Annotated in this window: 24 protein-coding genes; 17 read left to right on the top strand and 7 right to left on the bottom strand. The window is 71.0% G+C overall.

The window, feature by feature from the left end; translation table 11 throughout:
• Positions 1-36 precede the first annotated feature (36 nt).
• The 3 genes from DI276_RS01685 (at position 37) to DI276_RS01675 (ending at position 1,383) form a co-directional block, all read left to right on the top strand.
• Complete coding sequence (locus DI276_RS01685) at positions 37-654, top strand: DsbA family oxidoreductase (RefSeq protein ID WP_112261448.1); 618 nt, start codon at positions 37-39, stop codon at positions 652-654.
• Position 655: 1 nt separating this feature from the next.
• Positions 656-1,000 (top strand): STAS domain-containing protein, encoded by a 345-nt coding sequence (locus DI276_RS01680; RefSeq protein ID WP_112261447.1) that lies wholly within the window; start codon positions 656-658, stop codon positions 998-1,000.
• Between the two features lie 134 nt (positions 1,001-1,134).
• Positions 1,135-1,383: an acyl carrier protein gene (locus tag DI276_RS01675; protein WP_112261446.1), complete on the top strand. Its 249-nt coding sequence runs from the start codon at positions 1,135-1,137 to the stop codon at positions 1,381-1,383.
• Here DI276_RS01675 and DI276_RS01670 read toward each other — a convergent pair.
• Genes DI276_RS01670 through DI276_RS01655 form a run of 4 tightly spaced genes read right to left on the bottom strand, consistent with a single transcriptional unit; the run spans position 1,329 to position 5,738 of the window.
• Positions 1,329-2,774, bottom strand: a complete 1,446-nt coding sequence (locus tag DI276_RS01670) for an SDR family NAD(P)-dependent oxidoreductase (RefSeq protein WP_112261445.1) — start codon at positions 2,772-2,774, stop codon at positions 1,329-1,331. The two genes, DI276_RS01675 and DI276_RS01670, sit on opposite strands and share 55 nt — an antisense overlap.
• Positions 2,771-2,992 (bottom strand): acyl carrier protein, encoded by a 222-nt coding sequence (locus tag DI276_RS01665; protein ID WP_112261444.1) that lies wholly within the window; start codon positions 2,990-2,992, stop codon positions 2,771-2,773. Before DI276_RS01665 ends, DI276_RS01670 begins: the two co-directional genes overlap by 4 nt.
• Positions 2,989-4,824: an HAD-IIIC family phosphatase gene (locus DI276_RS01660; RefSeq protein WP_112261443.1), complete on the bottom strand. Its 1,836-nt coding sequence runs from the start codon at positions 4,822-4,824 to the stop codon at positions 2,989-2,991. Before DI276_RS01660 ends, DI276_RS01665 begins: the two co-directional genes overlap by 4 nt.
• On the bottom strand, positions 4,821-5,738 hold the full coding sequence (locus DI276_RS01655; RefSeq protein WP_112261442.1) for a cysteine peptidase family C39 domain-containing protein: 918 nt from the start codon (positions 5,736-5,738) through the stop codon (positions 4,821-4,823). Before DI276_RS01655 ends, DI276_RS01660 begins: the two co-directional genes overlap by 4 nt.
• Before the next feature lie 421 nt (positions 5,739-6,159).
• Here DI276_RS01655 and DI276_RS01650 point away from each other — a divergent pair, with 421 nt between their 5' ends.
• From DI276_RS01650 to DI276_RS01610, 9 genes are read left to right on the top strand one after another with little or no spacing between them, the layout of a single operon-like run.
• Entirely contained in the window at positions 6,160-9,141 is a 2,982-nt protein-coding gene (locus DI276_RS01650) for a non-ribosomal peptide synthetase (RefSeq protein WP_198680400.1), read from the top strand.
• The gene (locus tag DI276_RS01645) at positions 9,138-10,349 is read left to right on the top strand and encodes a condensation domain-containing protein (RefSeq protein ID WP_112261440.1); all 1,212 of its coding nucleotides are present in this window, start codon (positions 9,138-9,140) and stop codon (positions 10,347-10,349) included. Before DI276_RS01650 ends, DI276_RS01645 begins: the two co-directional genes overlap by 4 nt.
• Positions 10,346-11,065: a thioesterase II family protein gene (locus DI276_RS01640; protein ID WP_112261439.1), complete on the top strand. Its 720-nt coding sequence runs from the start codon at positions 10,346-10,348 to the stop codon at positions 11,063-11,065. The genes DI276_RS01645 and DI276_RS01640 overlap by 4 nt, the downstream gene beginning before the upstream one ends.
• Complete coding sequence (locus tag DI276_RS01635) at positions 11,062-14,277, top strand: non-ribosomal peptide synthetase (protein ID WP_198680399.1); 3,216 nt, start codon at positions 11,062-11,064, stop codon at positions 14,275-14,277. The genes DI276_RS01640 and DI276_RS01635 overlap by 4 nt, the downstream gene beginning before the upstream one ends.
• Positions 14,274-15,206 (top strand): PAS domain-containing protein, encoded by a 933-nt coding sequence (locus DI276_RS01630; RefSeq protein ID WP_112261437.1) that lies wholly within the window; start codon positions 14,274-14,276, stop codon positions 15,204-15,206. Before DI276_RS01635 ends, DI276_RS01630 begins: the two co-directional genes overlap by 4 nt.
• An 18-nt stretch (positions 15,207-15,224) precedes the next feature.
• Positions 15,225-15,863, top strand: coding sequence for a GAF domain-containing protein (locus DI276_RS01625; RefSeq protein WP_112261436.1), 639 nt, complete (start codon positions 15,225-15,227; stop codon positions 15,861-15,863).
• Complete coding sequence (locus DI276_RS01620; protein ID WP_112261435.1) at positions 15,860-17,035, top strand: cytochrome P450; 1,176 nt, start codon at positions 15,860-15,862, stop codon at positions 17,033-17,035. The genes DI276_RS01625 and DI276_RS01620 overlap by 4 nt, the downstream gene beginning before the upstream one ends.
• 44 nt (positions 17,036-17,079) lie before the next feature.
• Positions 17,080-17,316 (top strand): acyl carrier protein, encoded by a 237-nt coding sequence (locus DI276_RS01615; RefSeq protein ID WP_112261434.1) that lies wholly within the window; start codon positions 17,080-17,082, stop codon positions 17,314-17,316.
• 2 nt (positions 17,317-17,318) lie between these two features.
• The gene (locus DI276_RS01610; RefSeq protein ID WP_157984458.1) at positions 17,319-18,185 is read left to right on the top strand and encodes a class-II aminoacyl-tRNA synthetase family protein; all 867 of its coding nucleotides are present in this window, start codon (positions 17,319-17,321) and stop codon (positions 18,183-18,185) included.
• Positions 18,186-18,204: 19 nt separating this feature from the next.
• Here DI276_RS01610 and DI276_RS01605 read toward each other — a convergent pair whose 3' ends face one another.
• Both DI276_RS01605 and DI276_RS51770 read right to left on the bottom strand, forming a co-directional pair.
• Positions 18,205-19,464, bottom strand: coding sequence for an MFS transporter (locus DI276_RS01605; RefSeq protein WP_157984457.1), 1,260 nt, complete (start codon positions 19,462-19,464; stop codon positions 18,205-18,207).
• A gap of 340 nt (positions 19,465-19,804) precedes the next feature.
• Positions 19,805-20,212, bottom strand: a complete 408-nt coding sequence (locus tag DI276_RS51770) for a helix-turn-helix domain-containing protein (protein WP_269814219.1) — start codon at positions 20,210-20,212, stop codon at positions 19,805-19,807.
• Between the two features lie 9 nt (positions 20,213-20,221).
• Here DI276_RS51770 and DI276_RS51765 point away from each other — a divergent pair, with 9 nt between their 5' ends.
• A complete protein-coding gene (locus DI276_RS51765) occupies positions 20,222-20,425 on the top strand; it encodes a hypothetical protein (protein WP_232836381.1) in 204 nt (67 codons plus the stop codon).
• Positions 20,426-20,428: 3 nt separating this feature from the next.
• Here the strand turns inward: DI276_RS51765 and DI276_RS01595 are convergent, their stop codons facing one another.
• Positions 20,429-20,986, bottom strand: a complete 558-nt coding sequence (locus tag DI276_RS01595) for a TetR/AcrR family transcriptional regulator (protein ID WP_112261430.1) — start codon at positions 20,984-20,986, stop codon at positions 20,429-20,431.
• 74 nt (positions 20,987-21,060) lie between these two features.
• Here DI276_RS01595 and DI276_RS01590 point away from each other — a divergent pair, with 74 nt between their 5' ends.
• The 4 genes from DI276_RS01590 to DI276_RS01575 are packed head-to-tail and all read left to right on the top strand — an operon-like array spanning position 21,061 to position 25,053.
• A complete protein-coding gene (locus DI276_RS01590; protein ID WP_112261429.1) occupies positions 21,061-21,510 on the top strand; it encodes a DoxX family protein in 450 nt (149 codons plus the stop codon).
• Positions 21,507-21,944 carry a hypothetical protein gene (locus DI276_RS01585; RefSeq protein ID WP_112261428.1) on the top strand — a complete coding sequence of 146 codons (438 nt, stop codon included), beginning with the start codon at positions 21,507-21,509 and terminating at the stop codon, positions 21,942-21,944. Before DI276_RS01590 ends, DI276_RS01585 begins: the two co-directional genes overlap by 4 nt.
• A gap of 60 nt (positions 21,945-22,004) precedes the next feature.
• Entirely contained in the window at positions 22,005-23,990 is a 1,986-nt protein-coding gene (locus DI276_RS01580; RefSeq protein WP_112261427.1) for a discoidin domain-containing protein, read from the top strand.
• A 31-nt stretch (positions 23,991-24,021) separates the two neighbouring features.
• Positions 24,022-25,053, top strand: a complete 1,032-nt coding sequence (locus DI276_RS01575) for a LacI family DNA-binding transcriptional regulator (RefSeq protein WP_112261426.1) — start codon at positions 24,022-24,024, stop codon at positions 25,051-25,053.
• The last annotated feature ends 7 nt before the right edge of the window (positions 25,054-25,060 follow it).

The following is a 25,060-nucleotide window of genomic DNA, read 5'->3' as shown; positions in this document are numbered from 1 at the left end:
TTTCGGGGCAGGTTGGGTCCGTGAGATGATCGGACGATGCTGGTCGAGTTCTGGTCTGACGTCATCTGCCCGTGGTGCTACATCGGGAAGGCGCGCTTCGAGCAGGCGCTCGCCGGGTTCGAGCACCGCGCCGAGGTCACCGTGGTGCACCGCGCGTTCGAGCTGGATCCGGCCAGAAGCACCGTCGAGCCGGTGCTGCAGATGCTCGCCGCCAAGTTCGGGCCGCGGGCCGGCGAGATGGAGAACTCCGTCGCTGACCTCGCACGCGCCGAGGGCCTCGAGTACCGGCTGGACCGCGAGGTGGGCAACACGTTCGACGTGCACCGCCTGCTGCACCTGGCGGGGGAGCGGGGCATCCAGCAGCAGGTCCTCGACGCCGTGCTGCACGCCAACTTCGCCCGGGCGCGCACGTTGTTCACCGCCGAGTCGCTGTCCGAGATCGCCGCCGAGGCAGGACTGGACCCCGTCGACGTCAAGGCCGTTCTCACCGATCCCGCCCGCTACGCCGACGAGGTGCGTGCCGACGAAGCGCGCGCACGTGAGCTCGGTGTCTCCGGTGTTCCGTTCGTGGTCGTCGGCGAACGTCTCGCCGTCGCCGGCGCCCAGCCGTCCGAACTGTTCGGGCGTGCGCTGACGCAGGCCTGGGAGGCGTGACGTGGACGAGGCGACGTTGAAGGTGGAGGCGGAGCGGCGCGACACCGCCGTCGTGTTGCGCGCCGAGGGCGAGGTCGACTCCTACACCGCGGGCTTGCTGCGCGATCAGCTGGCAGCGGCGTTCAACACGCGGCTGCCGGTCGTGCTGGACCTGAGCCGCGTGGAGTTCTTCGCGTCGGCCGGACTCTCCGTGCTCGTGGAGTACCACCTGCTCGGCGACGATCGCGGCACTCCGCTGCGGCTGGTTTCTCCGGCCGGAAGTGTGCTGCGGGCGTTGCGGGCCACCACGCTGAACGAGACGCTGGAGCTGTACTTCAGCCTGGAGGACGCTCTCCAGGGCAGGTGAGCTCAGGCGGGGTGCTCCCCGCCGCCTTGACCGCCAGAGCCGACCCCTGACCACACGGCATTCGTACTGGCCGTCGGTGTCACGTTCCTGGTTGAATCAGACTTGTCCGGTGATGACCGGAACGAGGGGGCGCAATGGGGAGTCCGGTCGACGGGTTGCGCGCGCTGTGGTTGGAAGTGCTTGGCGCACAGGCCCGGTTTGACGTCGGTTTCACGGCCAATGGTGGGGATTCCTTCAAAGCCACGGTGTTCGCCGTTCGGGTGTTCAAGGAGTACGGCCTTGAAGTGGACTACCTGGATGTGCTGGAGGCCACCGATTGCTCGGCGGTTCAGCGGATCGTGGCTTCGGCGGGGAACGACCAGGGTGTGCTTGGCCAGTCCTGACGGAGCAGTCGTCGCACCACGGCCGCGGCCAGCTCTTCGGGTGCTCGGGCGTTCAGATGACCAGTGGGGGTGTTGGTCAGTTCGGTGCGCATCGGCGGGAGGCGCAGGACGGCCGTGTCCACCTCGGCGTGGTTGTGGGCCAGCCAGGACGCGAGGCCCTCGATGGCTGCTTTCGCCGTGATGTAGTGGGGCCAGTGCGCGGGCGGTGCGGTGACGGCTTCGGTCGAGACGAACAAGGCCCAGTGGCCGGTTCGGTTCAGCTTGGGCAGCGCGCAGCTCAAGGGCACCATGGCGGCGGCGATGGCCTGGTCGGCGTGGTGCCTGGCGTCGGCTGCCGCTTCGGATGACAGTGCGATCGGGCGCAGCGGTGGAGTGGCGTTGAGAACGACGCCGGTCAGGTTGCCGGTGATCGATTCCAGCACCTTCGCCATGGCTGCTGGGTCGGTGGCGTCGGCTTGGTGCAGGCGCAGCCGATCGGCGTGTGGCCCGGCGGCGCCGGCGGCCGGGCGCGAACTCGCGTAGGTGCCGTGCACGACCGCGCCCTGGCTGAGCAGCGCCAGTGTCAGGGCCGCGCCGAAACCCCGGCTGCACCCCACGACCAGGACGGTCCGGCCGGTCAGACCGGAACCCGGTGGCAGGAACCGCGCGACGCGGTCGAGCGTGGGCCGTTCGACCCGGCGGCCGGCGAAGGAGCACAGGCGGAGCTCGGCGACCGGTGTCTCCTCGGCGGTGAGAACAGCCGAGCAGGTGGTGATGCGGCTTCGCGGGTCGTGGTTCTCGACCCGCAACCGGTAGCCGAGGGGCCGGTGCGGCGATGGTGGCGCGTAGAGGCGGAGGTCGATTTCGGCGAGGACCCCGTCGCGGCCCGGTAAGACCATGCCACTCGCGTAGCTGCCGAAGGCGAGCGCGAGGTGTGCGGGAGTGGTCGGTCCCCCGGTGAGAGCGGCCAAGCCGTCCCAGCGGGGTTCGTACCGGCCGGTGAGCTCCATGCCTGGAGTGATCTCCGCGTGTTCCCGCGGTCGGGTGCGGATGGTCGGGTCGTGGAGGGGCGTGATCGATGCCGCGGCCGGCGGACGGCTCAGCGTGCCGGTGCGCGGCACGGCCTTGAGCACCACTTGGCCTCGGCCGCGCAGGAACACCCGGCGGCCGTCGTGGACGACCGTGTAGGGCTCGTCGGTGAACACCGGTTCCTGGAAGAGCAGGCGCGTTCCGCGGATGTCCGCACCGAGCCGGTGCAGTGCGGTGATCCCGGCCAGTGCCCCGTGCACGACCGTCCGGCCGAACGGTGTCGAGCGGGCGAACGCCGGGTCGACGTGCAGGGGGTTGTGGTCGTGGGAGGCGTCGGCGAACGCGGCGACGTCCGCGTCGGTGAACCGGACGGTGCCGGTCACGCGGGCTCGATCAGCTCGGCCAACTCGGCGACCGTGACCCGGTCCGCGGTCAGCACCCAGTCGGGGAAGCGGACGTCGAACTCGGACTCCAAGGCGTGCACGATCCGCACGTGTGCCAGCGAGTTCCAGTCCTCGATCGTGTGCCGCCCGTCGGTGTCAGCCGGCTCGTGGTCGAGGTCCAGCAGGTCCATCAGGATCTCCTGGAGTCGGGCGGTCATGGTTGCTCCCGGATGTAGGGGCTGTCGATGGGCGATGTCCCGGTGAGGTCGAGGAACCAGCCGTCGTCGTCGCGCTGGAATCCGAGCCGGTCGTAGAGGTCGGCGACCAGCGCGTTGCGCGGTCCCGGTCGGTAGTGGCCGCGCAGGCGGCGGATCCCGGCATCGGCGGCTTGCCGGGACAGGGCGGCCAGCAGGTGGTGTTCGGCCGTGCGGCCGATCACGCGACAGCTCAGCACCAGGGTGTCGATGGGCAGTTCTCCACCCGACACCGGGCCGGCCAGGCAGAGTCCGACGATGCCGTGGTCGGCGAACCGGTCGGCCAGGCCGATGGTCAGGCAGGTCCAGTCCGCGGAGCGGCGCAGCGCGTCGATCTCCGCGGGGGAGCGGCGGCGCAGCGTCAGGTTGAACTGGTTGGTCTTCTGGCTGAGCTGCGCGGCCCGCTCGACGGTTCGTTCGGTCACCGGCCGCACCCGCGCGGTCATCTCCAGCGAGTGCCAGAACTCAGGCAGGGACGCCGCTGCGCCACGCAGCCGCTCGGCCTGGCCGCGGGCGGTGTAGGACGCGGCGCGGCCGGTGTCCTCCTCGGTCCGGGACACCGGTTCGAGCAGGACGGACGAGGCGACGAGCCGGGGGAAGTCCGCGATGGGACCGGCCAGCACCACCGTGCCGACGTCGGGCAGGCGCTGGCGCACTTCGAGGCACTCCGCCGGGTTGTCGTCCAGCAGCACGACGTCCTCCGGTGACACGCCCAGCGCGTCGACGATGTCCCGCACCTGCTCGGATTTCGGCCGCCAGTCCGCGACGAACGCCGCGAAGTCGCCGAGTCGCAACCGCATGTGGGGGTTGCGCTCGAACGGCTCCCGTGCGGCCGCCCCGTCGTTCTTGGAACTGACCGCCAGCATCACGCCCAGTTCGCGGAGACTGGCGAGGAACTCCTGGAACGCGCGGAACGCCTCACCCCTGGCACTCCCCGGACCGATTTCGACACCGTCCCAGCCGAGCTCGCCGACCACTCCGCCCCACAGCGAACCGTCCAGGTCGAGCACGAGGCACTTGCAGCCCAGGCCCGCGTCGGCCGCGAGCACGGCACCGATCTCCCGTGCGGTCGCGGCCAGGCCCTCGTACCCGGCGGGTTGCCTGGTGGCGTGCCAGATCCGGTGGTCGAACCAGGTCCGCTTGCCCAGGTCGGACGCGATCCGGTCGACGTCCACGACGAGCACGTGGCTCCGGCTCGCGGCGGCGGCCAGCCGGCGGTTGATCTCCCGCACCACGGTTGTCCGCGACCGGGGCATCGTCGAAGCGAGGTTGCCCAGGACGTCGCTGTCCGGCACGGCGAACAGCAGCTGGACGGGCCGTGCGCCCAGTTCCGCCACCAGCCGCCACGCGCCCGTCCACCGCGCCACGACCGCGTCCACGACCGCCTCGGGCTTCTCCACCAGGTCCGACAGCCCCAGGTCTTGCGTGCAGGGAGCGAGCAGGACGTGCGTCGGCGCGAAGGCCGCGAGCCCGGCCGGCTCGAGCAGGCACTGTTCCACCTGGCCGAACGGCGGCACGTGCATCTCCACCCGCAGGCCGTGGATCGCACCCGCGGCCGGCAGCAGTTCGCCGAGTTCGGCGGTCTCGAACGTGCTGACCAGGGCGAGCCGAGCCGCGCGGCGGTACCCGGGTGTCCAGCCCCGGCCGGCGGCGGTGGCGAGCAGCCGCACGGCCCGGCGGAAGAGCCCGTAGTCGCCGCCGAGCCGCAACGCCGGGCGCAGGTATGCCCAAGCCTCGGCGAAACCGCCCTCGGCGGCCAGCGTGCGGACGCGCTCGGACAGCTCGATGTCGGTCAAGTCGCCACGCCTTCTCCGCAGCCCGCCGCCGACTCCAGGTCGGCCAACTCGTCGAGCAGGTCGGACAACACGCCCGCGCCCGCGCCACCACTCGTCGCCGCGTACATCGCCCTGGGTGGGACCTGTGCCCAGAGCCGTCGCAGGTCGTCGCCGTAGCGCTGCACCCGGTCCCGCTCGGCGGGACAGTCGTCGGCGAGCTCGGTCCACCGCCGCACGGCGAACGCGCGGTGACGTCCGACGCTCCACAGGTCGTCCACCTGGCGGTAGGCGTCCGGGTCGGTGGCGTGGTCGCGGAAGTGCCGGGCCAGGGTGCGCAGCGCGGCCGGCCCGCGGGACCCGCCCGGCGCGGGGCCGGCGGGTCGTTCCCCGATCTCGAGCCACCTGTGCCGGTGGGTGATCGGGCCGGCATCGTCACCGAGCGCGTACCGCTCGCGCAGCGCGATCACCGGGTTGTGCACCGGAACCGAGAGCAGCAGCCCGCGCAGGTCGTCCACGACCGTCCGAACGGGACGCTGCTCTCCGCGGGTGTTGCGCATCGCCAACGCGTCCAGCACCTCCACGCCCTCGTCGTGGGCCACCACGGTGAACCAGTGAGGTGCGGGGTCCCCTCCGTGGCCGACCTGCCAGGGCAGCCACCGGGTGTCGCCCGCGACCACCACCGGCTCGCCGCGACCGAGCGCGGCGGTGATCCGGCCGACCGCCTCGTCGGCCGAGTCGGTGCCTGCCCTGACCAGGCGCGCGCGTGCGCCGAAGTCCGGTGCGAAGTGCACGAATCCGAACAGGCCGTCCGGCTCGTCGGTCAGGGTGAGGGTCAGGCGCGGGTCGATCGCGTCGCGCCAGTCGGGTCCGGTGACCGCCAAGGCCGCCGCGACGGCCGCGCTGTAGCAGGTGAACACGTCGCTGTACGCGCGCAACTCCGCCCAAGCGGAGTGCGCTGCGGGCGGTCGGGCGCGGACTCTACCCGGTGAATTCGGCATTCGAAAAGACACTATTTCCCCCAGGTGGCCCCGATCAATTCGTCCGAGGCTCATTCCACAGGTACCACAGGCGGTGTCCAGCTGTAAATAAGCCGGCTCGGCAGACCTGGGCGTCGATGCAGGGCGGCTTGACAAGTTCCACCTCGCCGCTATGTTCGAAGCAGGTCAGCCGGTCCTGCCAGTGAGCTCGGGCAGGGACGCGGACGTCATGGCCGGTATGAGGGGGGTCTCGTACTTCAACCGAGGCAGATTCGCGCAAATCTTGCGGCGGGTTTGCCCGGGTATTCGACGCGTTCGATCGCAGGATCGGGGGCGCCGGTTTCTTCCGACCGGCGCTGTGGATCACGGGGGGCTGTGCGTGTCATTTGGTGTGCAATTTTCGCCCGGTCAGGAAGGCGTTTACCTCGCGGACACCGCGGCGGCCGACCCGGTGGGCTACACCGTGTCCGCGGTGTACCGGGTGACTGGTCCCCGCGATGACGCGAGGCTCGCCGAGCGGGTCGAGGAACTCGTCCGCCTGCACCCCTTGCTCGCCTCGCGCGTCGTCACCGGACGGGACGGGTTCCGCCTCGTCGCGGCGGACCGGCCGGTGGTGTTGGAGGTCCGGGACCGGCCCGGCCGGTGCCGGACTCCGCACGACGCCGTGGCCGGGCCGTACGACCTGGTCCGCGGACCGTTGGTGCGGCTGGTGTTGTTGCGGTACTCGGCGGAGAGCGCGGATCTGGTCATCGGCGCGCACCACCTGGTGGTGGACGAGCCGTCCGTCGAGCTCGTCGCGCGGTGGCTCCTGGTCGACGGCGTGCCGCCCGAGCCAGGACGGTTCGGTGAGTGGTCCGCGAACCGGCATGAACGCGTCGCCCGCGACGGGGCGGGTCTCGCCGACCTGCGCGCGGAACTGCGTGCCGCCACGACGGCGCTCGATCTGGCGTGGGGGATGCCCGCGCACGACGGCGTGGGATCCGGGCGGGTCGAGTTCACGCTGGACCCGGTGACGTGGGGCGGCGTGCGGTCGGTCGCGGCGGCGGCCGGTGCCAGTTGGCACGCGACGTGCCTGGCCGCCGTGGGGCTGGTGCTCTCCCGGAACTGCGGCACCGCGACGCCGGTGGTCGGTGTGACCGTCAACGGCCGCTCGCCCCGGCACGCCGCGTCGATCGGCTACTTCGGCAACACCGTGCTGGTCCTGGTCGAAGCCGCGGGGGACCTCACGGTGGGCGGGTACCTGCGCCGCACGCACGACTCCGGTCTGCGCGCCTACCGGCGGTCGCACTTCCCGCTGCCCCTCGTCCTCGGCGAACACGGTGGCGCGGGCCCTCAGGTCGTCGTCGTGCCCAGAGCCGACCTGCCGACGCTGAGCACCGGTCCGACCCGCTGCGAGCCGGTGCCCGCACCAGGTCCTGGATCCGCGCCGTTCCCCATGACCTGCTACGTCAAGGACCGCGCGGACGGCTCCATGCACGGCGTTCTGGTCTTTCGCCAGGCCGTGTTCAGCCCGGTCGCCGTCGAGCGGTTCGCCGGGCAGGTGCGGACCGTGCTCACCGAGTTCGCCAGGGGCGCCGACCGCCCGCTGGCCGACGTGCCCACGTTGGGGGCCGCGGAACGGGACGCGGTGCTCGCCCTGGGGCGCGGTGCGCCGGTCGCTCCGGTGGTGGACACGGTCACCTCGCTGTTCGCCCGGCAGGCGGCCCGCTCCGGCGAGCGGGTCGCGGTGAGCGACGTGGACGGCGACTTGACCTACCGCGAACTCGACGAACGGTCGACCCGCCTGGCCGGAGCGTTGGCGGAAGCCGGCGTCGTCGGCGGGGACCGCGTGGGTGTGTGCCTGGAGCGCTCGGCGGGGCTGGTCGTCGCGCTGCTCGCCGTGCTGAAGGCAGGGGCGGCCTACGTGCCGCTCGAACCGTCGTACCCGGCCGAGCGACTGGCCTTCACGGCCGCCGACGCCGGGCTCCGGGTGGCGGTCACCGACCGTGCGACGGCGCTGACCGGGTTGCGCACGGTGGACGTGGCAGCGGAAGCCACCGGACGTTCGCCGGTCCCGGTGTCACCGGGGGACCCGGCCTACGTCATCCACACGTCGGGTTCGACCGGCGAGCCGAAGGGTGTGGTGGTCACCCACGGCAACGTGGTCAGCCTGATCGGCGCGACGTCCGGCGAGTTCGGGCTCGGCGAGTCCGATGTGTGGAGCTGGTTCCACTCGGTCGCCTTCGACTTCTCGGTGTGGGAGGTGTGGGGCTGTCTGCTGACCGGCGGACGGCTGGTCGTCGTGCCGCGGTGGACCTCGCGGGACCCGGCCGAGTTCCACCGGACGCTGGTGCGCCACCGCGTCACCGTGCTCAGCCAGACGCCGTCCGCGCTGGCGGTGCTGTCGGGCTCGGTCGGGAGCGGGCTGTCCCGGCTCGCGGTCCGGCTGCTGGTCTGCGGCGGCGAACCCCTGGACACCACATCGCTGCGGCCCTGGTTCGACCACCGGCCGGAACCCGGTCGCGTGGTCAACATGTACGGGATCACCGAGACGACGGTCCACTGCACCCTGCGCGACCTGACCGCCGCCGACACCGCCCGGTCCGAGCGCTCGGTGGGCAGGCCGCTCGCGGGGTGGGAACTGCACGTGCGCGACACCGCCGGGCACCCGGTCCCGGTCGGCGTCGCCGGTGAAATCCACGTCGCCGGCTCGGGCGTGTCCGCCGGCTACCTCAACCGGCCGGAGCTGACCGCCCTGCGGTTCCCCGGCGGCGCCTGCTACCGCAGCGGAGACCTGGGCCGCTACCGGCCTGACGGCGAACTGGAGTTCCTCGGCCGGATCGACGACCAGGTGAAGATCCGCGGCCACCGCGTGGAGCCCGGCGAGATCCGCGCCGTGCTGGCCGGACACCCGCGCGTACGGGCGGCGGCCGTCGTCGCCACCGGTTCCCCGCCCCGGCTGGACGCCTACGTGGTGCTCGACGACGAGACGCCGGGGGAGGAGCTCAGGGCGCACCTGGAACGCGCACTCCCCGCCTACATGCTGCCGTCGACCATCACGCCGGTCGGGGAGTTCCCGTTGACCGCCAACGGAAAGCTGGACGTGACCGCTCTCGTGCCGCGTCCGGTGCCGGTGCCGGAGCCGGACGAGGAGCCGTTCACCGGGGTGGAGTCCACCGTGGCGCGGATCTGGCGGCAGGTGCTCGGCCTCGACGTGCGGCGCAAGGACAACTTCTTCCGGATCGGCGGCAACTCGCTGCTGGCGGTCCGGGTCCTGACCGCGCTGCACGACGCCGGGCACCCGGACGTGACGCTCCGGGACGTCTTCCAGTACTCGACGCTGTCCGACCTGGCGAAGACGATCGAGGAGGCCGGCTCGTGAGCCCGCGCACCGAACCCGCGTCGACCTGTGAGCGCAGGTTCTGGTTCGCCGAACAGATCGGCGCCGGCACCCGGTCGGTGCTGCTGCACATCGAGATCGACGGCCTGGTCGACGAGATCGCGCTCGCCGAGGCGCTGCGCGCGGTGTGCGCCCGGCACGAGGCGCTGCGCACCGGGTTCGCGCTGCGCGGCACGGCGCTGGTCCGCGAGGTGCACGCGGGGCAGGGCGGCCCGGAACTGGTGCGCCTGCCACCGGACGTCGGACTCGCCGACGTGCCGCGGGTGCTGACCGCCGTCCCGTTCGACCTGGCCGGAGGCTCGTTGATCCGGGTCGGCCTGCGCGGTGGCGACCTGTTCGTCGTGGTGCACCACATCGTGTTCGACGGCCTGTCCGGTCAGGTGTTCACCGAGGACCTCGCCGCGGCCTACCGCCAGGCGTTCGACACCGGCCGCGCCGACCTGGGCGTGTCGGACCGCCGTCCGGAGCCGGTGATCGCCGCGCCGCGCCGGGCCCTGCTGGAACGGCACTGGCGGGCCCGGCTGGACGGTGTGCCGGAGCTGCCTGACCTGGGTGCGCCGACCACCTTGCGCGAGTTGACCCGCGGAACCGTGGTCGAGCACGAGTGGAGCCGTCCGGCCGAGGAAGCCGGACGACTGCGCGCGTACGCCAGGAGAGCGGGGATGTCGGTGTTCACCCTGGCGCTGTGGGCGTTCGCGTCCGCGCTGGGCGAGGTCGGTGGCGCCGACGACTTCTGCGTGGGCACGGTGTTCGCCGACCGGCCGCCCGGCGCGGACCACGAGATCGGCTGCATGATCAACATGCTGCCGATCCGGGTCGTCGGCGCGGGCCGCGACGGCGGGCTCGCCCGCGTCTGGGAGTCCACAGTGGACGCCCTGACCCACAGCGAGCTGCCGATCGAGGACATCGTCGCCGCCTGCGCGCCGGGCAACCGCCGCAGGATGCCGCTCTACCAGGCCACACTGCTCTACCAGAGCTGGCCGCGGGTGGACCACGACGCCGGTCCCGCTCGGCTGCGGTCACGACCGGTCAGTCCGCGCGGCGGCTACGCCGAGGTGCTGCTGGAGGTCCGGGACGGTGAGCGCTGGCAAGGCGTGTTCCAGGCGCCCGAACACGCCGGCTGGGCGAGCCGGCTCGACGCGCTGTCCACCGCGTTCTCCGCTCGGCTCGACGGAGCGGGGCGGCCATGACGCGGACGAGGCTGATGTGCCTGCCGCACGCAGGTGCCGGCGCGGGGCTGTACCGGCCGTGGCAGGACTACGAGTCGGACGTCCTGCGCGTGGTGCCGGTCCAGCTGCCGGGCCGGGAGGAACTGTTCACCCAGCCGCACTCCGGTTCGATGGCGGAGGCCGCGCGCCGGTGTGCCGGGCAGGTGCTCGACTTGGCCGGCGGAGAGCCGTTCGCCTTGTACGGGCACAGTTTCGGTGCGGTGCTGGCGTTCGAGACCGCGCGGGAGCTGGTGGCCGCCGGAGGTCCGCTGCCGAGCCGGCTCGTCGTGGGCGGCGCGGCCGACCCGGCGTCCCGCCGGCCCGATCACCTGGCGGCGCTGGACGACGACGAGCTGATCGCCTGGGTCCGGAGGGGAGCGGGAACCGAGTCGGATGTGTGGTCGGTGCCCCAGCTGCGGGAGTTGCTGCTTCCCGCGCTCCGCGCGGATGTGGCGCTGTTCTCCGGGTATCGCGCGGATGTCGTCCAGGCGCTGCCTTTCCCGATCACCGCGCTGCGCGGCGTGGACGACGACGCGGTGCCCGCCAGGCTGTGCGCGCGGTGGGCCGACTGGTCCACATCGTCGTTCGAGCTGATCGAGCTGCCGGGTGGGCACCTCTACTTCACCGAGGACTGGCCCCGGTTGTGGCGGACCCTCGAATCCGTGATGCGCCAACCAGAAGGGAGCGTGGGGCGGTGAACGCGGCAGACCAGCGGGAGTGCCGGGGAGCCCGGTTCTTCGACGCCGTCCGGGCGGTGCACGCGCGGCAGCGCGGACTACCGCCCCTGCGCGCACGGGCGGACGACGGCGACCGGCCGTTGTCCTTCTCCGAGAACAGGTTGTGGCTGCTCGGCCGGCTCGACCAGGTGGCCGGGGCCTACCACATGCCGGTCGTGCTGCGGCTGCGCGGACAGCTCGACGTCACCGCGCTGGAAGCCGCGCTGAACACCCTCGTACGGCGGCACGAGACGCTGCGCACCGCGTTCCCGGTGGTCGACGGCGAGCCTGTCGCCAGGGTGACGCCGTTCCGGCCGGTACGGCTGCCGGTCGACGAGGCGGCCGAGGACGACCTGGCGCGACGGGCGGCCGGGATCGTCGCCGAACCGATGGACCTCGGTGCAGGGCCGCTGTTCCGCGTGCGGCTGCTGCGTGCGCGTCCCGACCTCCACGTGCTCGTCCTGTGCCTGCACCACATCGTCGGTGACGGCTGGTCGCTCGGCATCCTCGCCGGCGAGCTCGCGGACGCCTACCGGGGTGGGCCCGAGCCCGCTCCACCACCGATCCGGTACGGGGACTTCGCCCGCTGGCAACGGGAGTGGCTGACCGGTGAACCCCTCGAGCGGCTGGTGAGCCACTGGCGGGAACGGCTGGACGGCCTGCCGCCGGTCAGCGTGCCGCCCGCCGAGCTGGCCCGTCCCGCCCGGCGCGGCCACCGAGGCGGCCGGACGCGGTTCGCCCTGACCGGAGCGTCGGCGGCGCGACTGGACGAATTCGCCCGGCTGGAGGACGTCTCGCCGTTCGTGTTCTTCATGACGGCGTTGTTCGCGCTGCTCCACCGGTACACCGAGCAGGACGACCTGGCGATCGGCACGGTGGTGGCCAACCGCAACCGAGCCGAGTTGGAGAAGGTCGTCGGCTGTTTCATCAACACGCTGGTGCTGCGGGTGGACCTGTCCGGGGACCCGTCGTTCCGCGAACTGCTGGGGCGGGTGCACGAGAGCTACGTGGACGCGTTCGCCCACCAGGACCTGCCCTTCGACCAGCTGGTGGCCCACCTGCGCCCGGACCGCGATCCGGCACGCGACCCCGTGGCACAGGTGGTGTTGACCTACCAGAACGCCAACCCGGTGCCGTGGCGGCTGCCCGGCGTGGACGTCGGCGCGTTGCGCGTCGAACGGGAGACGACCCGGTTCGACCTGGCGCTGTCCGTGCGCGAGTCCGACGGCTACCGCTGTGCGTGGGAGTACAACCGGGACCTGTTCACCGAGGGCGGCGCCGGGATGTTCGCGGACAACCTGAGCAGTCTGATCGGGGTGGCGCTGGACGCCCCGGACGAGCCGTTGTCGCGGCTGACCCTCGCCGACGCGGTGGCGCCGCACGTCCGGGGGCGTTCGCTGGAGGTTCCGGCACGTCGCCTGCACGAACTGTTCGCCGAGCAGGTCGCCCGCACCCCGGACGCGCCCGCGCTCGTGCCGGCATCGGGCACCGCACTGACCTACCGCGACGTCGAGGAGCGGGCCAACCGGCTGGCGAACCTGCTGCGGGAGAAGGGGATCGAGGCGGGTGCGCTCGTCGCGGTGCACCAGCGGAGGTCCGTGCTGTCGGTGATCAGCGTCTTGGCCGTGCTGAAGGCGGGCGGCGCGTACCTGCCACTGGACCCCGCCTACCCCGCCGCGCACCTCGCGTGGCCGCTGGAGAACGCACCCGTCCGGCTCGTGCTCACGACGACCGGCGACCGCGACCGCCTGCCCGGCACCGACCTGCCGACGATCACCGTCGACGCCGACCTCGGTGGGTGGCCCACAACCGCACCGCCGGCGGCGGATGCGCCGGACGACCTCGCCTACGTGCTCTACACGTCGGGCTCCACCGGCCGCCCCAAGGGCGTGCGCGGTGTGCATTCGGCCATGGTCAACCGCCTGGCGTGGCTGTGGGACGAACGGCCGTTCGAGGCGGACGACGTGTGCGTCCACAAGACGGCGCTCGGGTTCGTCGACTCCCTGGGGGAGATGTTCGGCGGACTGCTGCGCGGCGTTCCCACGGTGGTGCTGCCCGACGAGGTGGTGCGCGACGCTCCTGCCCTGGTGCGGAGCCTCGACGCGCACCGCGTCACCCGGATGACCCTGGTCCCGTCACTGCTGCACGCGCTCCTGGAGGCGTTCCCCGACCTCGGTGACCGCCTGCCGCGGCTGCGCCACTGGATCAGCAGCGGCGAGGAACTGCCCGTGGACCTCGTCTCCCGCTTCCACCGCCAGGTGCCGGGCGCGACGCTGTGGAACCTGTACGGGTCCACCGAAGTCGCGGCGGACTGCACCTGGTTCGACACCGCGGAGTTGGGCGACGCGGCGACCGTGCCGCTCGGCAGGCCCATCGCGAACACCTCGGTGTACGTGCTGGACCCGTCGCTGCGGCCGGTTCCGGCCGGGCTGCCCGGCTCCGTCCACGTCGGAGGTGCCGCACCCGCGGACGGCTACCTCGACTCGGACGACCGGTTCCGCCCGGATCCGTTCGCCCCGGCGGGATCGCGCCGCCTGCTGTACGAAACCGGTGACCGGGGCCGCTACCGGCCCGACGGCACCCTCGAACTCCTCGGACGGGACAGCGGGATCGTGAAGATCCGCGGATTCCGCGTCGGTCTGGCGGAGGTCGAGCGGGCCGTGCGGTCCCACCCGGAGGTCGCACGGGCGGCGGTCGTCCCGGTCGACTCGGCGGGCGGTACCCGGCTGGTGTGCGCCGTGGTACCCGAGCCGGGGACGGAACCGACACCCGAACTGCTGCTGGACTTCCTGCGGCTGTCGCTGCCCGCCCACCAGGTTCCGTCGACGATCCGCGTCGTTGCCGACCTGCCGCTGACGCCCAGCGGCAAGGTGGACCGGAGGGCACTGGCCGAACAAAAGGCCGATCCGTCGCCTGTTCCCGCCCCGCTGCCGGTCACCGCCGCACAACGGGAGATCGCGGCGATCTGGAGCGAGCTGCTCGGTGCCGACCACATCGGGCTGTCCGACGACTTCTTCGCGTTGGGCGGGCATTCCCTGCTCGCCATGCGCGTGCTGGGTCGGGTCCGGGACTCGCTCGGCGTCGAGATCCCGTTCCAGCGTTTTTTCGAACTCCGCACCGTCCGCGCGCTGGCCGGAGCAGTGGAGCACGCGCCGCGAGACGTCAACGACACCGACGACGAGGAGACACCGTGAGTTCAGGTATCGAGCAGGCCACGACGAACGAGGAGCTGGCCCGGCTCCAGCAGTTGGAGGACTTCTTCGTCAACGCCCCCTTGGGGTTGCAGATCACCGACAACGACGGCACGGTGCGGTCCGCCAACATCGCGATGCTGCAGATCCTGGGTGCGCTGGACCGGCGGGACGAGATCGTCGGCCGGAACTTCGCCGACTTCTTCGCCGATCCCGCCCTGGCCGGGTCGCTGCGGGACCGGCTCGCCGGCGGTGCGCGGCTGAACAACGTCGAAGCGGCTCTGCGCACCGCGGACGGCTCGACGTGCGACGTGCTGATCGACGTGTCCGCGCGGTTCGTCGCCGGCGAGTGGGTGGCGACCCGGTGGTTCGTGCGCCGGCGGCTGATCTCGCAGCTGCCCAGCGTGAACCCGCACATCGAGGTGCACGGCGCGCCGGGCACCAACGAGGACGCCTTCATCTGGGGCGCCCAGCTGGTCAACCACGACGCGGACGACGTGCTCGCCGGGCTCAGCCAGGAGGAGAAGCAGACCCGGCTGGAGGAGCTGGAGGACTTCTTCGAGGGCGCGCCCGCCGGGGTGCACTTCGTCGGGTTCAACGGCCTCATTCTCCGGGCCAACCGGATGGAACTGGAACTGCTGGGCTACCAGGACCACCGCGACGAGTACGTCGGCCACCACGTCCGCAAGATCCATTCGAACAAGGCGATCGTCGAGGACCTGCTGCGCAGGCTGGTCGAGGGCGAACCGGTGATCAACTTCCGGGCGCGGCTGCTGCGCAAGGACGGCGAGTCCGAGCCGGTGATCATCTACTCCGGTCTGCGGCTCAAGGACGGCAGGTTCGAGAACACCCGCTGCTTCCTGTTCTCCGACCACGACCCGGACGCCGAGCTCACCGTTCCGAGCGGTTTCGGCTGGCCACGCAACGACTGAGCGGGAAGCGAGCATCACATGGACGACAACGGCACATCCACCACATCCACCACTTCGAGCACGTCGAGCACCCAGGAGACCTGGGGCGTGGCGATCCGCTACATCGTCGGCCGCAAGTCCGCCGAGGAGGCGCTCGGTTTCCTCGCGCACTGCGGAGCGGCGCTGTCCGGCACCGTCGACCTCGACGTCTCGCTGCGGGAAGTGGCACGTGCGAGCGTGGCGTTCCTCGCCGACGTCAGCCGCATCTCCCTGGTGGACGGGGAAGTACCCGCTGAGACGGTCACCGAGCACGTCGTCGGCCTCGATCCCGCCGTGGTGGCACGCCAACTGGCGTTCTTCGCCGACGGCGCGGCGGGACTCGGTGACCGGACACCCGACGTGCTGGCCGAGGGCAAGCAGGTCGTCTACGCCGAGTCGGGCGGCAGCGCCACGGAGAAGTCGCGGAGCGACGCGGCCGAACTGGGGGTGCTCTCGGCGCTGCTGATCCCGCTCTCGGCGCGCGGCCGGATGTTCGGGACGCTGACACTGGTGCGCGCCGGAGTCCGGAAGAAGGCCGAGTTCGGCGCGTCCGACGTCGCGCTCGCGGGCGAACTCGGACGGCAGATCACCATGGCGGTGGAGGTCGCCCGGCTGCACAGGGCGCTGGCGGAGCGATGACGGTGCAGCACACCCTCGACTTCGGACAGGACCAGTTCCTGCTCGACCCGTGGCCCGTGTACGCGCACCTGCGCGCCACCGAGCCAGTGCACTTCTCGGAGCCCAGCGGCTGTTACGTCGTCACCGCACATGCCGACGTACGTGACGGGTTGGCCCGCGCCGATCTCGCGGCGGACTTCGTGTTGCGCGCCAGCCGACTCATGTTCGGCCGCAACATGCTCGACACCGACGGAGAGGCGCACCGGACGCTGCGGCGGCTGGTCAACCCGTTCTTCGGCGCGTCGGCGGTAGCGGTCCACCTCCGGGACGTGATCAGACCAGTGGTGGACTCAGTGGTGGACGGCCTGCCCGACGACGGCGAGGTCGATTTCGTCTCGCGGATCGCGGTCGCCGTGCCGTACGGGGTGGTGTGCCGGCTCATGGGCGTCCCGCCGGATGACGCGCCGTGGCTCTACGAGCAGATGCGCCCGATCGTGCGGGTGCTCGACTACCCGAAAGGCGAGCTCGAACCGGCGCACAAGGCCAAACAGGTCGTGGAGGACTACTTCCGCAACCTGCTGGCCGACCGCGACCGGCTGCCCGAAGGTTCCATCATCGACCGGCTGCGCCACGCCGACACCACCCGGTCGGCGGGGATCGGCGAGTCGGAACTGCTGGGCACCATCATGCTGATGCTGGTCGCGGGTACCGAGACCAGTGTCTCGGCGATCTCGAACATCATGCACTGCCTGCTGAGCTTCCCCGACGTGCTGGCCGAGGTGTGGCGCGATCAGGACGCCATCGCACCCGCCGTCCAGGAGAGCCTGCGCTGGGAGCCGCCGCTGCACTCGGTGCTGCGGTTCGCGGCGAAGGACCTGGAGATCGGCGGAACTCCGATCGGCAGGCGCAGCGCCGTGCTGCTCTCGATTGCCAGCGCCAACCGGGATGAGCGGGCGTTCACCGAGCCGGAGCGGTTCCGGCTCGGGCGCGCCGAGCGGGGCGCGTTGACGTTCGGGGTCGGCCAGCACGCGTGTCCGGGCATGTTCCTGGCCGAGCGGGAGTTCCACACACTGCTCGGCGTCCTGCGGGAACGGTTCCTCGAGCCGGAGGCGGTCGGCGGTTCGCCGCCCGGGATCACCGGCCACATCTTCCGCCGGGCGGGACACATCCCCGTGCGGCTGCGCCGCCGGTGACGCGGCATTCCGGGTCGGTGGACCACTTTGCTGAGGAGACGACGATGAACGACGGCCTGCTCGACGAGTTGCGCAAGTGGGTGCTGGACAAGCACCCGGAGCTGGAGGACATCGACATTGACCTGGACATCATCGACAGCAGGATCGTGAGTTCGCTGGAGTTCATCTCCCTCCTGCTGTTCGTGGAGGAGCTGAGGGGTGAGCCGCTGCTGTCCGACGACGTGCAGCTGGAGTCCTTCCGGACCCTCCGCATGATCAACGACCACTTCTTGGTGCGGTGACCGTGCGGACACGTCGGGAGAGTCCCCGGTCGGGAGCGGCCGACGGGTTGGCGACCATCGGTCCGGACATGCTGCGGCTCGTCGGGCTGCTGGACGCCTGTTTCCTCGACTGGGCCCGGGAGTTCGGGGCCGACGAGGTGTCGTACCCGCCGCTGCTTCAGGTCGCCGACCTCAAGCGGATCGACTACTTCGACAACTTCCCCCAGCTGGGGATGATGGTCACGGGGCTGCGTGCCGACCAGCTCGCCGACATGTCGGCGCACACCGCGGACCGGGACACCGTGCGCGCCGACATGTTGGCCGACAGCGGGTACGTCCTGCCCTCGGCGGCCTGTTACAACGTGTACTTCTCCTTGAGCGGGACCTCCGTGGACGAGCGGACGACGGTCACCACCCGAGCCCGGTGCTTTCGGCAGGAGAAGGAGTACGTCGGGCTGGACCGGCTGCTCAGCTTCTCGATGCGGGAGATCGTCCGGATCGGTGGCGCCGACACCGTGGGCGAGTTCGTGGAACAGGCCCGGCAGCGGCTCGTCGCGTTCGCGAAGGCGCTCGACGTGAACGCGACGCTGCGTGACGCGACCGATCCCTTCTTCGACTCCGACGGGCCGCGGGCGAAGATGCAGCGGCTGATCCCGGTCAAGCAGGAACTCGTCAGCGAACGCGGGGTGGCGATCGCATCGGTCAACTTCCACCGCAATTTCTTCTCCGAGCGGTGCGACATCACCTTGCCGGACAACGGGTTCGCGTACTCGGCGTGTCTCGGAATGGGGCTGGAGCGGTGGGTCTCGGCGTTGACCGACCGCCACGCCGGGGACGTGCGGTCGGCGGTGCGGGGACTGGAACGGTACCGGGGCCGGCAGGTCGGCTGACCCGCCCGGCCCGTGCGGCTCACTCCTGTGCGGGTTCGGTGGCTCGTGGCTCGGGCTCGTGTTCGGTGTTGACGGCCTTGCGCAGGTCGGGCAGCAGCCAGGCGCACACGACGACGCCGGCGATGCACAGCAGCCCACCGGAGAGAGCGGCCAACGCCGGTGACGCCAGGCTGGCGATCGCGCCTGCCCTGGCGTCACCGAGTCGCGGCGCGGCGTTCGTCTGGGCCAGCCACAGTCCGCTGACCCGTCCGCGCAGCTCGTCGGGGACCGAGCGCTGCACCAGCGTGCTGCGGCACATCTCCGACACGACGTCGGCCGCTCCGGCCACGGCGAGCGCGACCAACGCGATCGGAAACGACGTGACGAGACCGAAAACAGCGATGGCGGCACCCCAGGCCGCGACCGAGTACAGGGTCAGGTGCCCGAGCCGGTGCACCCGCCCGACCCAGCCGCTGCCCAGCGCCGCCAGCAACGCGCCGGCCGCCGGTGCGGCGTACAACAGGCCGACGCTCTCCGGCCCGGCGGCGAACACGGCGGTGCCGAACGCCGGGAACAACGCCCTGGGCATCCCGAACACCATGGCGTTGAGGTCGATCAGCATGACCCCGCGCAGGATCGGCTGGTCCTTGGTGAACTTGAGACCACGTGTCAGAGACCGGCCGATGCCCAGCAGCCCCACGTCGCCGTGCGCGTCGGAACGCTCGGGCGGCGCGGGCTTCGTCATCGCCAGCAGCACGGCGAACACCGCGAAGCTCACCATGTCCGCCAAGTACACCCAGGGCAGCCCGGCCGACCCGATCAGCACACCGCCGATCGCGGGCCCGATGAACACACCGGCCTGGATGACGATCGCGTTGAGCGCCGCAGCGGAGGGCAATAGCCTCGGCCCGACAGCCCGCGCACTGAGAGCCGTGTAGGCCGGGGCGGTCAGCCCCCCGAGCAACGCCCGCACGGCCACCAACAGGAACACCGCGACCAACGGAGTAGTGGCCCCCGACGCCACGACCGCCAGCCCACCGGAGGTCAACACCGACACGCACTGGAGGACCAGCAACAGCCGCCGCCGGTCCATCCGATCGGCCACCACCCCGCCCAACAACATGCCGAGCACCTGCGGCACCAGCTCCACCACGCTGAGCAGACCGACCATCCACGACGACCCGGTGAGCACGTAGACCTGGTACGCGACGGCGACCGTGGCCATCTGGCTACCGAGGACGGAGATCAGATAGCCGGAGAAGACAAGCCGGTAGTCCCGCCGTTCCCGGAGCGGGCTCACATCCACCACAAACCGGCTCAGGAATCCTGAGGTCAAAACATCCCCCTGTCGCCAAGTGAAGCGAAGCACGGCCGATCTTTTCGGGTTCCGTCGAATACGTCAAATCGCGTCCGCGGCGTCCACGCGCTATTAAGTCATGCCTGCGATCGGCAGTGCGGGTCGGCTTGGGTGGAATATTTAAATCGGCGTCACATGGCGCGAGATCTGATTGCGAAAATGTTTATTTCGAGGGCGCGGTCGGGCCGACGTCGATTTCCTCGTGCTTCTTGTGCGCCGTCGGCATCGCGCCGGTCTGTCCGGCGGCTCGCCCGGCGAGGCGGGCTGCGAAAGCGATCGTGCGTCAGGCGGGGTGCTCCGCGATGAGGACGAGCGCGTCGAGCACCCGCCACCAGTCGTGTTCGCCGGCCTCGCCGCCGAGCGCCTCGGTGAGCAGGCTGAGCGCGCTGATCAGCCGGGCGGACACGACCTGGTGCTCCTGGCCGGACGCTTCGGCGAGTGCGGCGGCGGTCGCCTGGAACCGGCGGCTCCTGCTGAGTTTCACCACGCTGGGAGGCGCGGGGCTGGTGGCCGCCGCTGGGCCCGAAGTCGTGAACTCGATCGACAGTTCGGTGCCGAGTGCGGTGGCGAGCCGGCGCAACGCGTTCGTCGTCGGGTTTCCCCTGCCGTTCTCGAGGTTCGCGACGTAGGGCACGGACAGCCCGGCATCGGTGGCGACCGACGCGACGGTGCGGCCAGAGGCCTGTCGCAGTGCGCGGTCGTGCCGAACGAGGCGCTCGGCCGCATCAGCGCGGTCTTCCTCTCGGCGGAGGCGCTGGCGACGATGGCCGGCGCAGTGGCGGGACCGTTGCTCGCGCAGACGCTGTCGCTGTCCGCCGCGGTCGTGGTCGCCTGCGTGGTCACGGCGGGCGGTGCACTGGTGGGGCTGGCGCGAGTGCCGCTGCTGGATCGGGTGGCGGTCTGAGCGTCAGTCGTCGCCGAACAGCATCGCCGCGACCCGCCGCGCCAGCTCCTCGGCGTCGTCGTCCCGCGCCAGGTTCCCGGTGTTCCACAACGTCGCGAACCCGTGCACGATCGACCACGCGGCCACGCCCGCCGTCCGCCGATCACCGGTCTTCTGCTCACCTAGGGCCTCGACACCGCCCGCCAGTGCCGCACCGGCCCGTTCGCGTGCCTCGGCCAGTGCGGGGTCGTCGGCGTGGTGCAGGTCCGGCCGGAACATCACCTCGAAGTGCGCGCGATGCCGGACGGCGAACCGCACGTAGGTCACGCCGAGCTCGACGAACGAGCCGGTCTGCGCGCGGGTCTCGTTGAGGGCATCGGCCAGGAGCGCGAAGCCCTCGGCGGCCAGTGCGGTGAGCAGGCCGGCCTTGTCCTTGAAGTGGTGGACGGGACCCGCGTGCGACACGCCGACCCGGCGGGCGAGGTCGCGGAGGCTGACCTGGGCGGGGCCGTGCTCGGTGATCGCGTCCACGGCGGCGGCGAGGACGGCGCGGCGCAGGTCGCCGTGGTGATAGGGAGGCACCCGCGCATCTTACCGTTGACAAGATGCCTCTGCGCCGCGCAATCTTGTCACTGACAAGTTAAGGGGGTGCGGAGATGGCTCCGCTCATTGCGTTGGTTGTCGTCACGTCGGTGCTGTTGCTCGCGCGGCGTTCGTTGCCGGTCGCGTTGCGGGGCGGGCTGGCGGTCATGTTCGTGCTGACCGGGGGCGCGCACTTCATCGGCCTGCGCGAGGAGCTGATCGCGATGGTGCCGCCGTTCCTGCCGGCGCCGGGCTTGCTGGTCACGGTGACCGGTGTGCTGGAGCTGCTTGCTGCGGCGGCGCTGCTGTGGTCGCGGACCGCGGGCTGGTCGGCGTTGGGGCTCACCGCCATGTTGGTCGCGATGTTCCCGGCGAACGTCCACAAGGCACTCAACGGTCCGGTGTCGTGGGACGACCAGTTGGTGCCGCGCACGCTGATGCAGGTCGTGTTCCTGGCCGCCACGATCACCGTGGCGTGGCACTACCGTCACACATCAAAGCGGTCTCTCGTCCAGAGGGCATGAAACTGCTACTCGACCGCATCAGCCTGGTGTTCAACGGAGTCACGTCCGCGTACGTCGGGATCTTCGCCTACTTCGCTCCGCAGTCCTTCCACGCCAACTTCCCCGGCTTCGGCCTGCGCTGGCTGCCGCAACTGGGCCCGTACAACGAGCATCTGCTGAAGGACGTCGGCGGGTTCTACCTCGCGATCACGGTGCTGACCTTCGCGGCGCTCGCCAACGCCAGGAAGCCGGCGGTGGTGCCGATGACCGGCGCGGCGCTGCTCGTGTTCAACTTCCTGCACTTCGTCTACCACATGACGATGCTGCACATGTACGAGCCGCGCGACCAGTGGCTGAACGCGGTGCTGCTGGCGCTGCTCGTGGTGCTGTCGATCATTCTGGTGATCCCGTCTCGACCGGTTCGCCCACGTGATCAACTCCGAACGGCTGATTGAACGACGACAAGATCAGGACTACGGTCGTCAAAATTTCAACAACGTGCGGAACTGGCAGGAATGAAGCGAAGAGCCGTCTACTTGGCACTGATCGTCGCGGTGGTCGTGCCGCACCTCACCAAACTGCACGAGACCGAGGCGCACGACCACCATCGGCACATGGAAATCGCTGCCGCCGCAATGGTTCCCGCGGCGCCGAAGCTGCCGCGGGACGGCTGGGGCGCCACCGCCAGCAGCGAGGACGACCCCGCCGCACAGGTGCTGGACGGTAACCGCGCGACGATCTGGCACAGCCGTTGGCGGACGGCCACGAGCTTGCCGCAGTGGCTGACGATCGACATGCGGACGCCGCAGCGCGTGTCCGGACTCGTCTACACGCCGAGGTCTGATCGCAAGAACGGGTGGATCGGCCGGTACGAGATCCACCTGAGCTTGGACGGAAACGCCTGGGGCGCACCGGCGATCACGGGCACGCTGGCCGACGACGACACGGTCAAGACGATCGGCTTCGCGGTCGGCAGCGCGCGGTACGTGCGGCTGACCGCGCTGTCCGAGGCCGGAGACCGCGGGCCGTGGGCGAGCGCGGCGGAGATCGACCTGCTGGGAGATCCCGGACTGCCGCCACCAACCCAAGGCGATCCGAGCGTCGTCGGGACGTGGGGCCAGCCGATCGGACTTCCCCTCGTGCCGGCGGCTTCCGCGGTGCTGCCGAACAACAAGCTGCTCATGTGGTCGGCCTACGCGGTCGACAACTTCGGTGGTGCCAACGGTTACACCCAAACCGCGATCATGGACCTGACCACCGGACAGGTGAGCAACCGAAGGATCGACAACACCGGGCACGACATGTTCTGCCCTGGGACGTCCATGCTCGCCGACGGCCGGATCCTCGTCACCGGTGGCAGCAACGCCACGAAGGCCAGCATCTACGACCCCCGCGCCGACGCGTGGTCCAGCGCGGCGGACATGACCGTCGGGCGCGGTTACCAAGGCCAGACCACCCTGTCGACCGGTGAGGTGTTCACGGTCGGCGGTTCGTGGTCCGGTGGCAGGAAAGGCAAAGCCGGTGAGCTTTACTCGCCCAGGACGAACAAGTGGCGATCACTGCCGAACGTCCCGCCGGCGCCGTTTCTGACCGCCGACCCGGCAGGGGTCTACCGCGCCGACAACCACGCGTGGCTCTTCGCGACGAGCGGCGGCCGGGTCTTCCACGCCGGGCCGAGCGCGAAGATGCACTGGGTCGACACCGCGGGCCAGGGCAAGGTCACCGACGCTGGCGCGCGCGGGGAAGACGCCATGAACGGCAACGCGGTGATGTACGACATCGGCAAGATCCTCACCGTCGGCGGAGCGCCGGCGTACGAGAAGGCCGATGCCACCAAGGCCGCGTACACAGTGGACATCACCGGCACGCCGACCGTGCGCAGAACCTCTGACATGGCTGCGGCGCGGGCGTACCTCAACAGCGTCGTGCTGCCCGACGGCACGGTCGTCGTGGTCGGCGGGCAGAGCTACCCGGTGCCGTTCTCCGACCAGACCTCAGTGCTCACACCGGAACTGTGGAACCCGGCGACCGGCAAGTTCACCAAGCTCGCCGCGATGCCCACCCCGCGCAACTACCACAGCGTGGCCAACCTGCTGCCCGACGGCACGGTCTTCTCCGGCGGCGGCGGGTTGTGCGGCAAGTGCGCCACCAACCACCCGGACGGGCAGATCTTCGTGCCGCCGTACCTGCTCAACCCGGACGGTTCGCGCAAGGCTCGCCCGGTGATCACCTCCGCGCCGGCCACGGCGGCCCACGGAGCCACGATCACGGTCGGCACCGATCGGGCGGTCAAGGGGTTCTCGTTGGTGCGGATCAGTGCGGTCACCCACTCGGTCGACAACGACCAGCGCCGCGTGCCGCTGTCCTCGACGGCGGTTTCGCCGACCTCGCACCGGGTCGCGATCCCGGCCGATCCGGGGACCGCGCCGCCGGGGAACTACCTGTTGTTCGCCCTCGACACCGCGGGCACGCCGAGCGTGGCGGCGCAGCTCCGGCTTTGACGGCGCGTTCGGGAACGATCACGATGTCGGCGTGACACGACGCTCATCCGGCACGCCGAGCATTCGTGACGTCGCAGCAGCTGCGGGCGTCTCGTACCAGACCGTGTCGCGGGTGCTGAACAACGCGCCCAACGTCAACGCGGCGACGCGGCAGCAGGTGCGAGACGTCATCGCACGGCTCGGTTACCGCCCCAACCGGGCCGCGCGGGCGCTCGGGTCCGGGCAGTCGAGCACGGTCACGGTGGTCACCACCAACACGACGCTGTACGGCTACGCCTCGACGTTGCGCGGCATCGAGGAGGCCGCCCGGTCGAACGGGCTCGCCGTCGGCGTGCGGGTCGTCGAGTCCGACAGCCCGCAGGACGTCCGGCTCGCCGTCGAGCACGTGAGCGATCCCAACGCCGGCGGTGTCGTGGTGATCGCCTACGACACCGCCGGGGCCGCGGTGTTCCGCGCGCTGCCACCGGAAGTTCCCGCGGTGGCGGCGACGGAGGCGGGCGGCCTGGCGGGCGTCGAGCGTCCGATGATCTACCTGGACGAACGGCAGGCGGCCGCCGAGGCGACCCGGCACCTGCTCGACCTGGGCCACCGCACGGTGCACCACGTGGCCATACCGTCGGAAACCGGCACGAGCGCGCGCGAAACCGGGTGGCGCGAGGCCCTGGAGGCGGTGGGTGCGCCGGTGCCGGCGGTCGTGCCGGTGGAGTGGGACGCGCGGTCGGCCTACCTCGCCAGTCAACGGCTGGCGGCCGATCCGGAAGTCACCGCCGTGCTGTGCGGCAACGACGACACGGCCGTGGTGGTGCGCCGGGCGCTCTACGACGCCGGGCGCGACGTCCCCGGCGACGTCAGCATCATCGGGTTCGACGACGTGCCGGGTGCGGCCTACTGGACTCCGGCGCTGACCACGGTGCAGATGGACTTCGTGACGTTGGGGCACGCGTGCTTGGCCGCGGTGGCCGCCGAGGTGTCGGGGGAGCCCAGAACGGCGGTCGACCTCCGGGCACCGTCGCTCGTGGTCCGCGAGTCGACGGCACCTCCCCGAAGAGAACCTCGTCTGTAACAACAAG

It is taken from the genome of Lentzea terrae, from assembly GCF_003265345.1.
In the GTDB taxonomy this organism is placed as follows: domain Bacteria; phylum Actinomycetota; class Actinomycetes; order Mycobacteriales; family Pseudonocardiaceae; genus Lentzea; species Lentzea terrae.
This window is presented reverse-complemented; position numbering and strand designations above follow the sequence as displayed.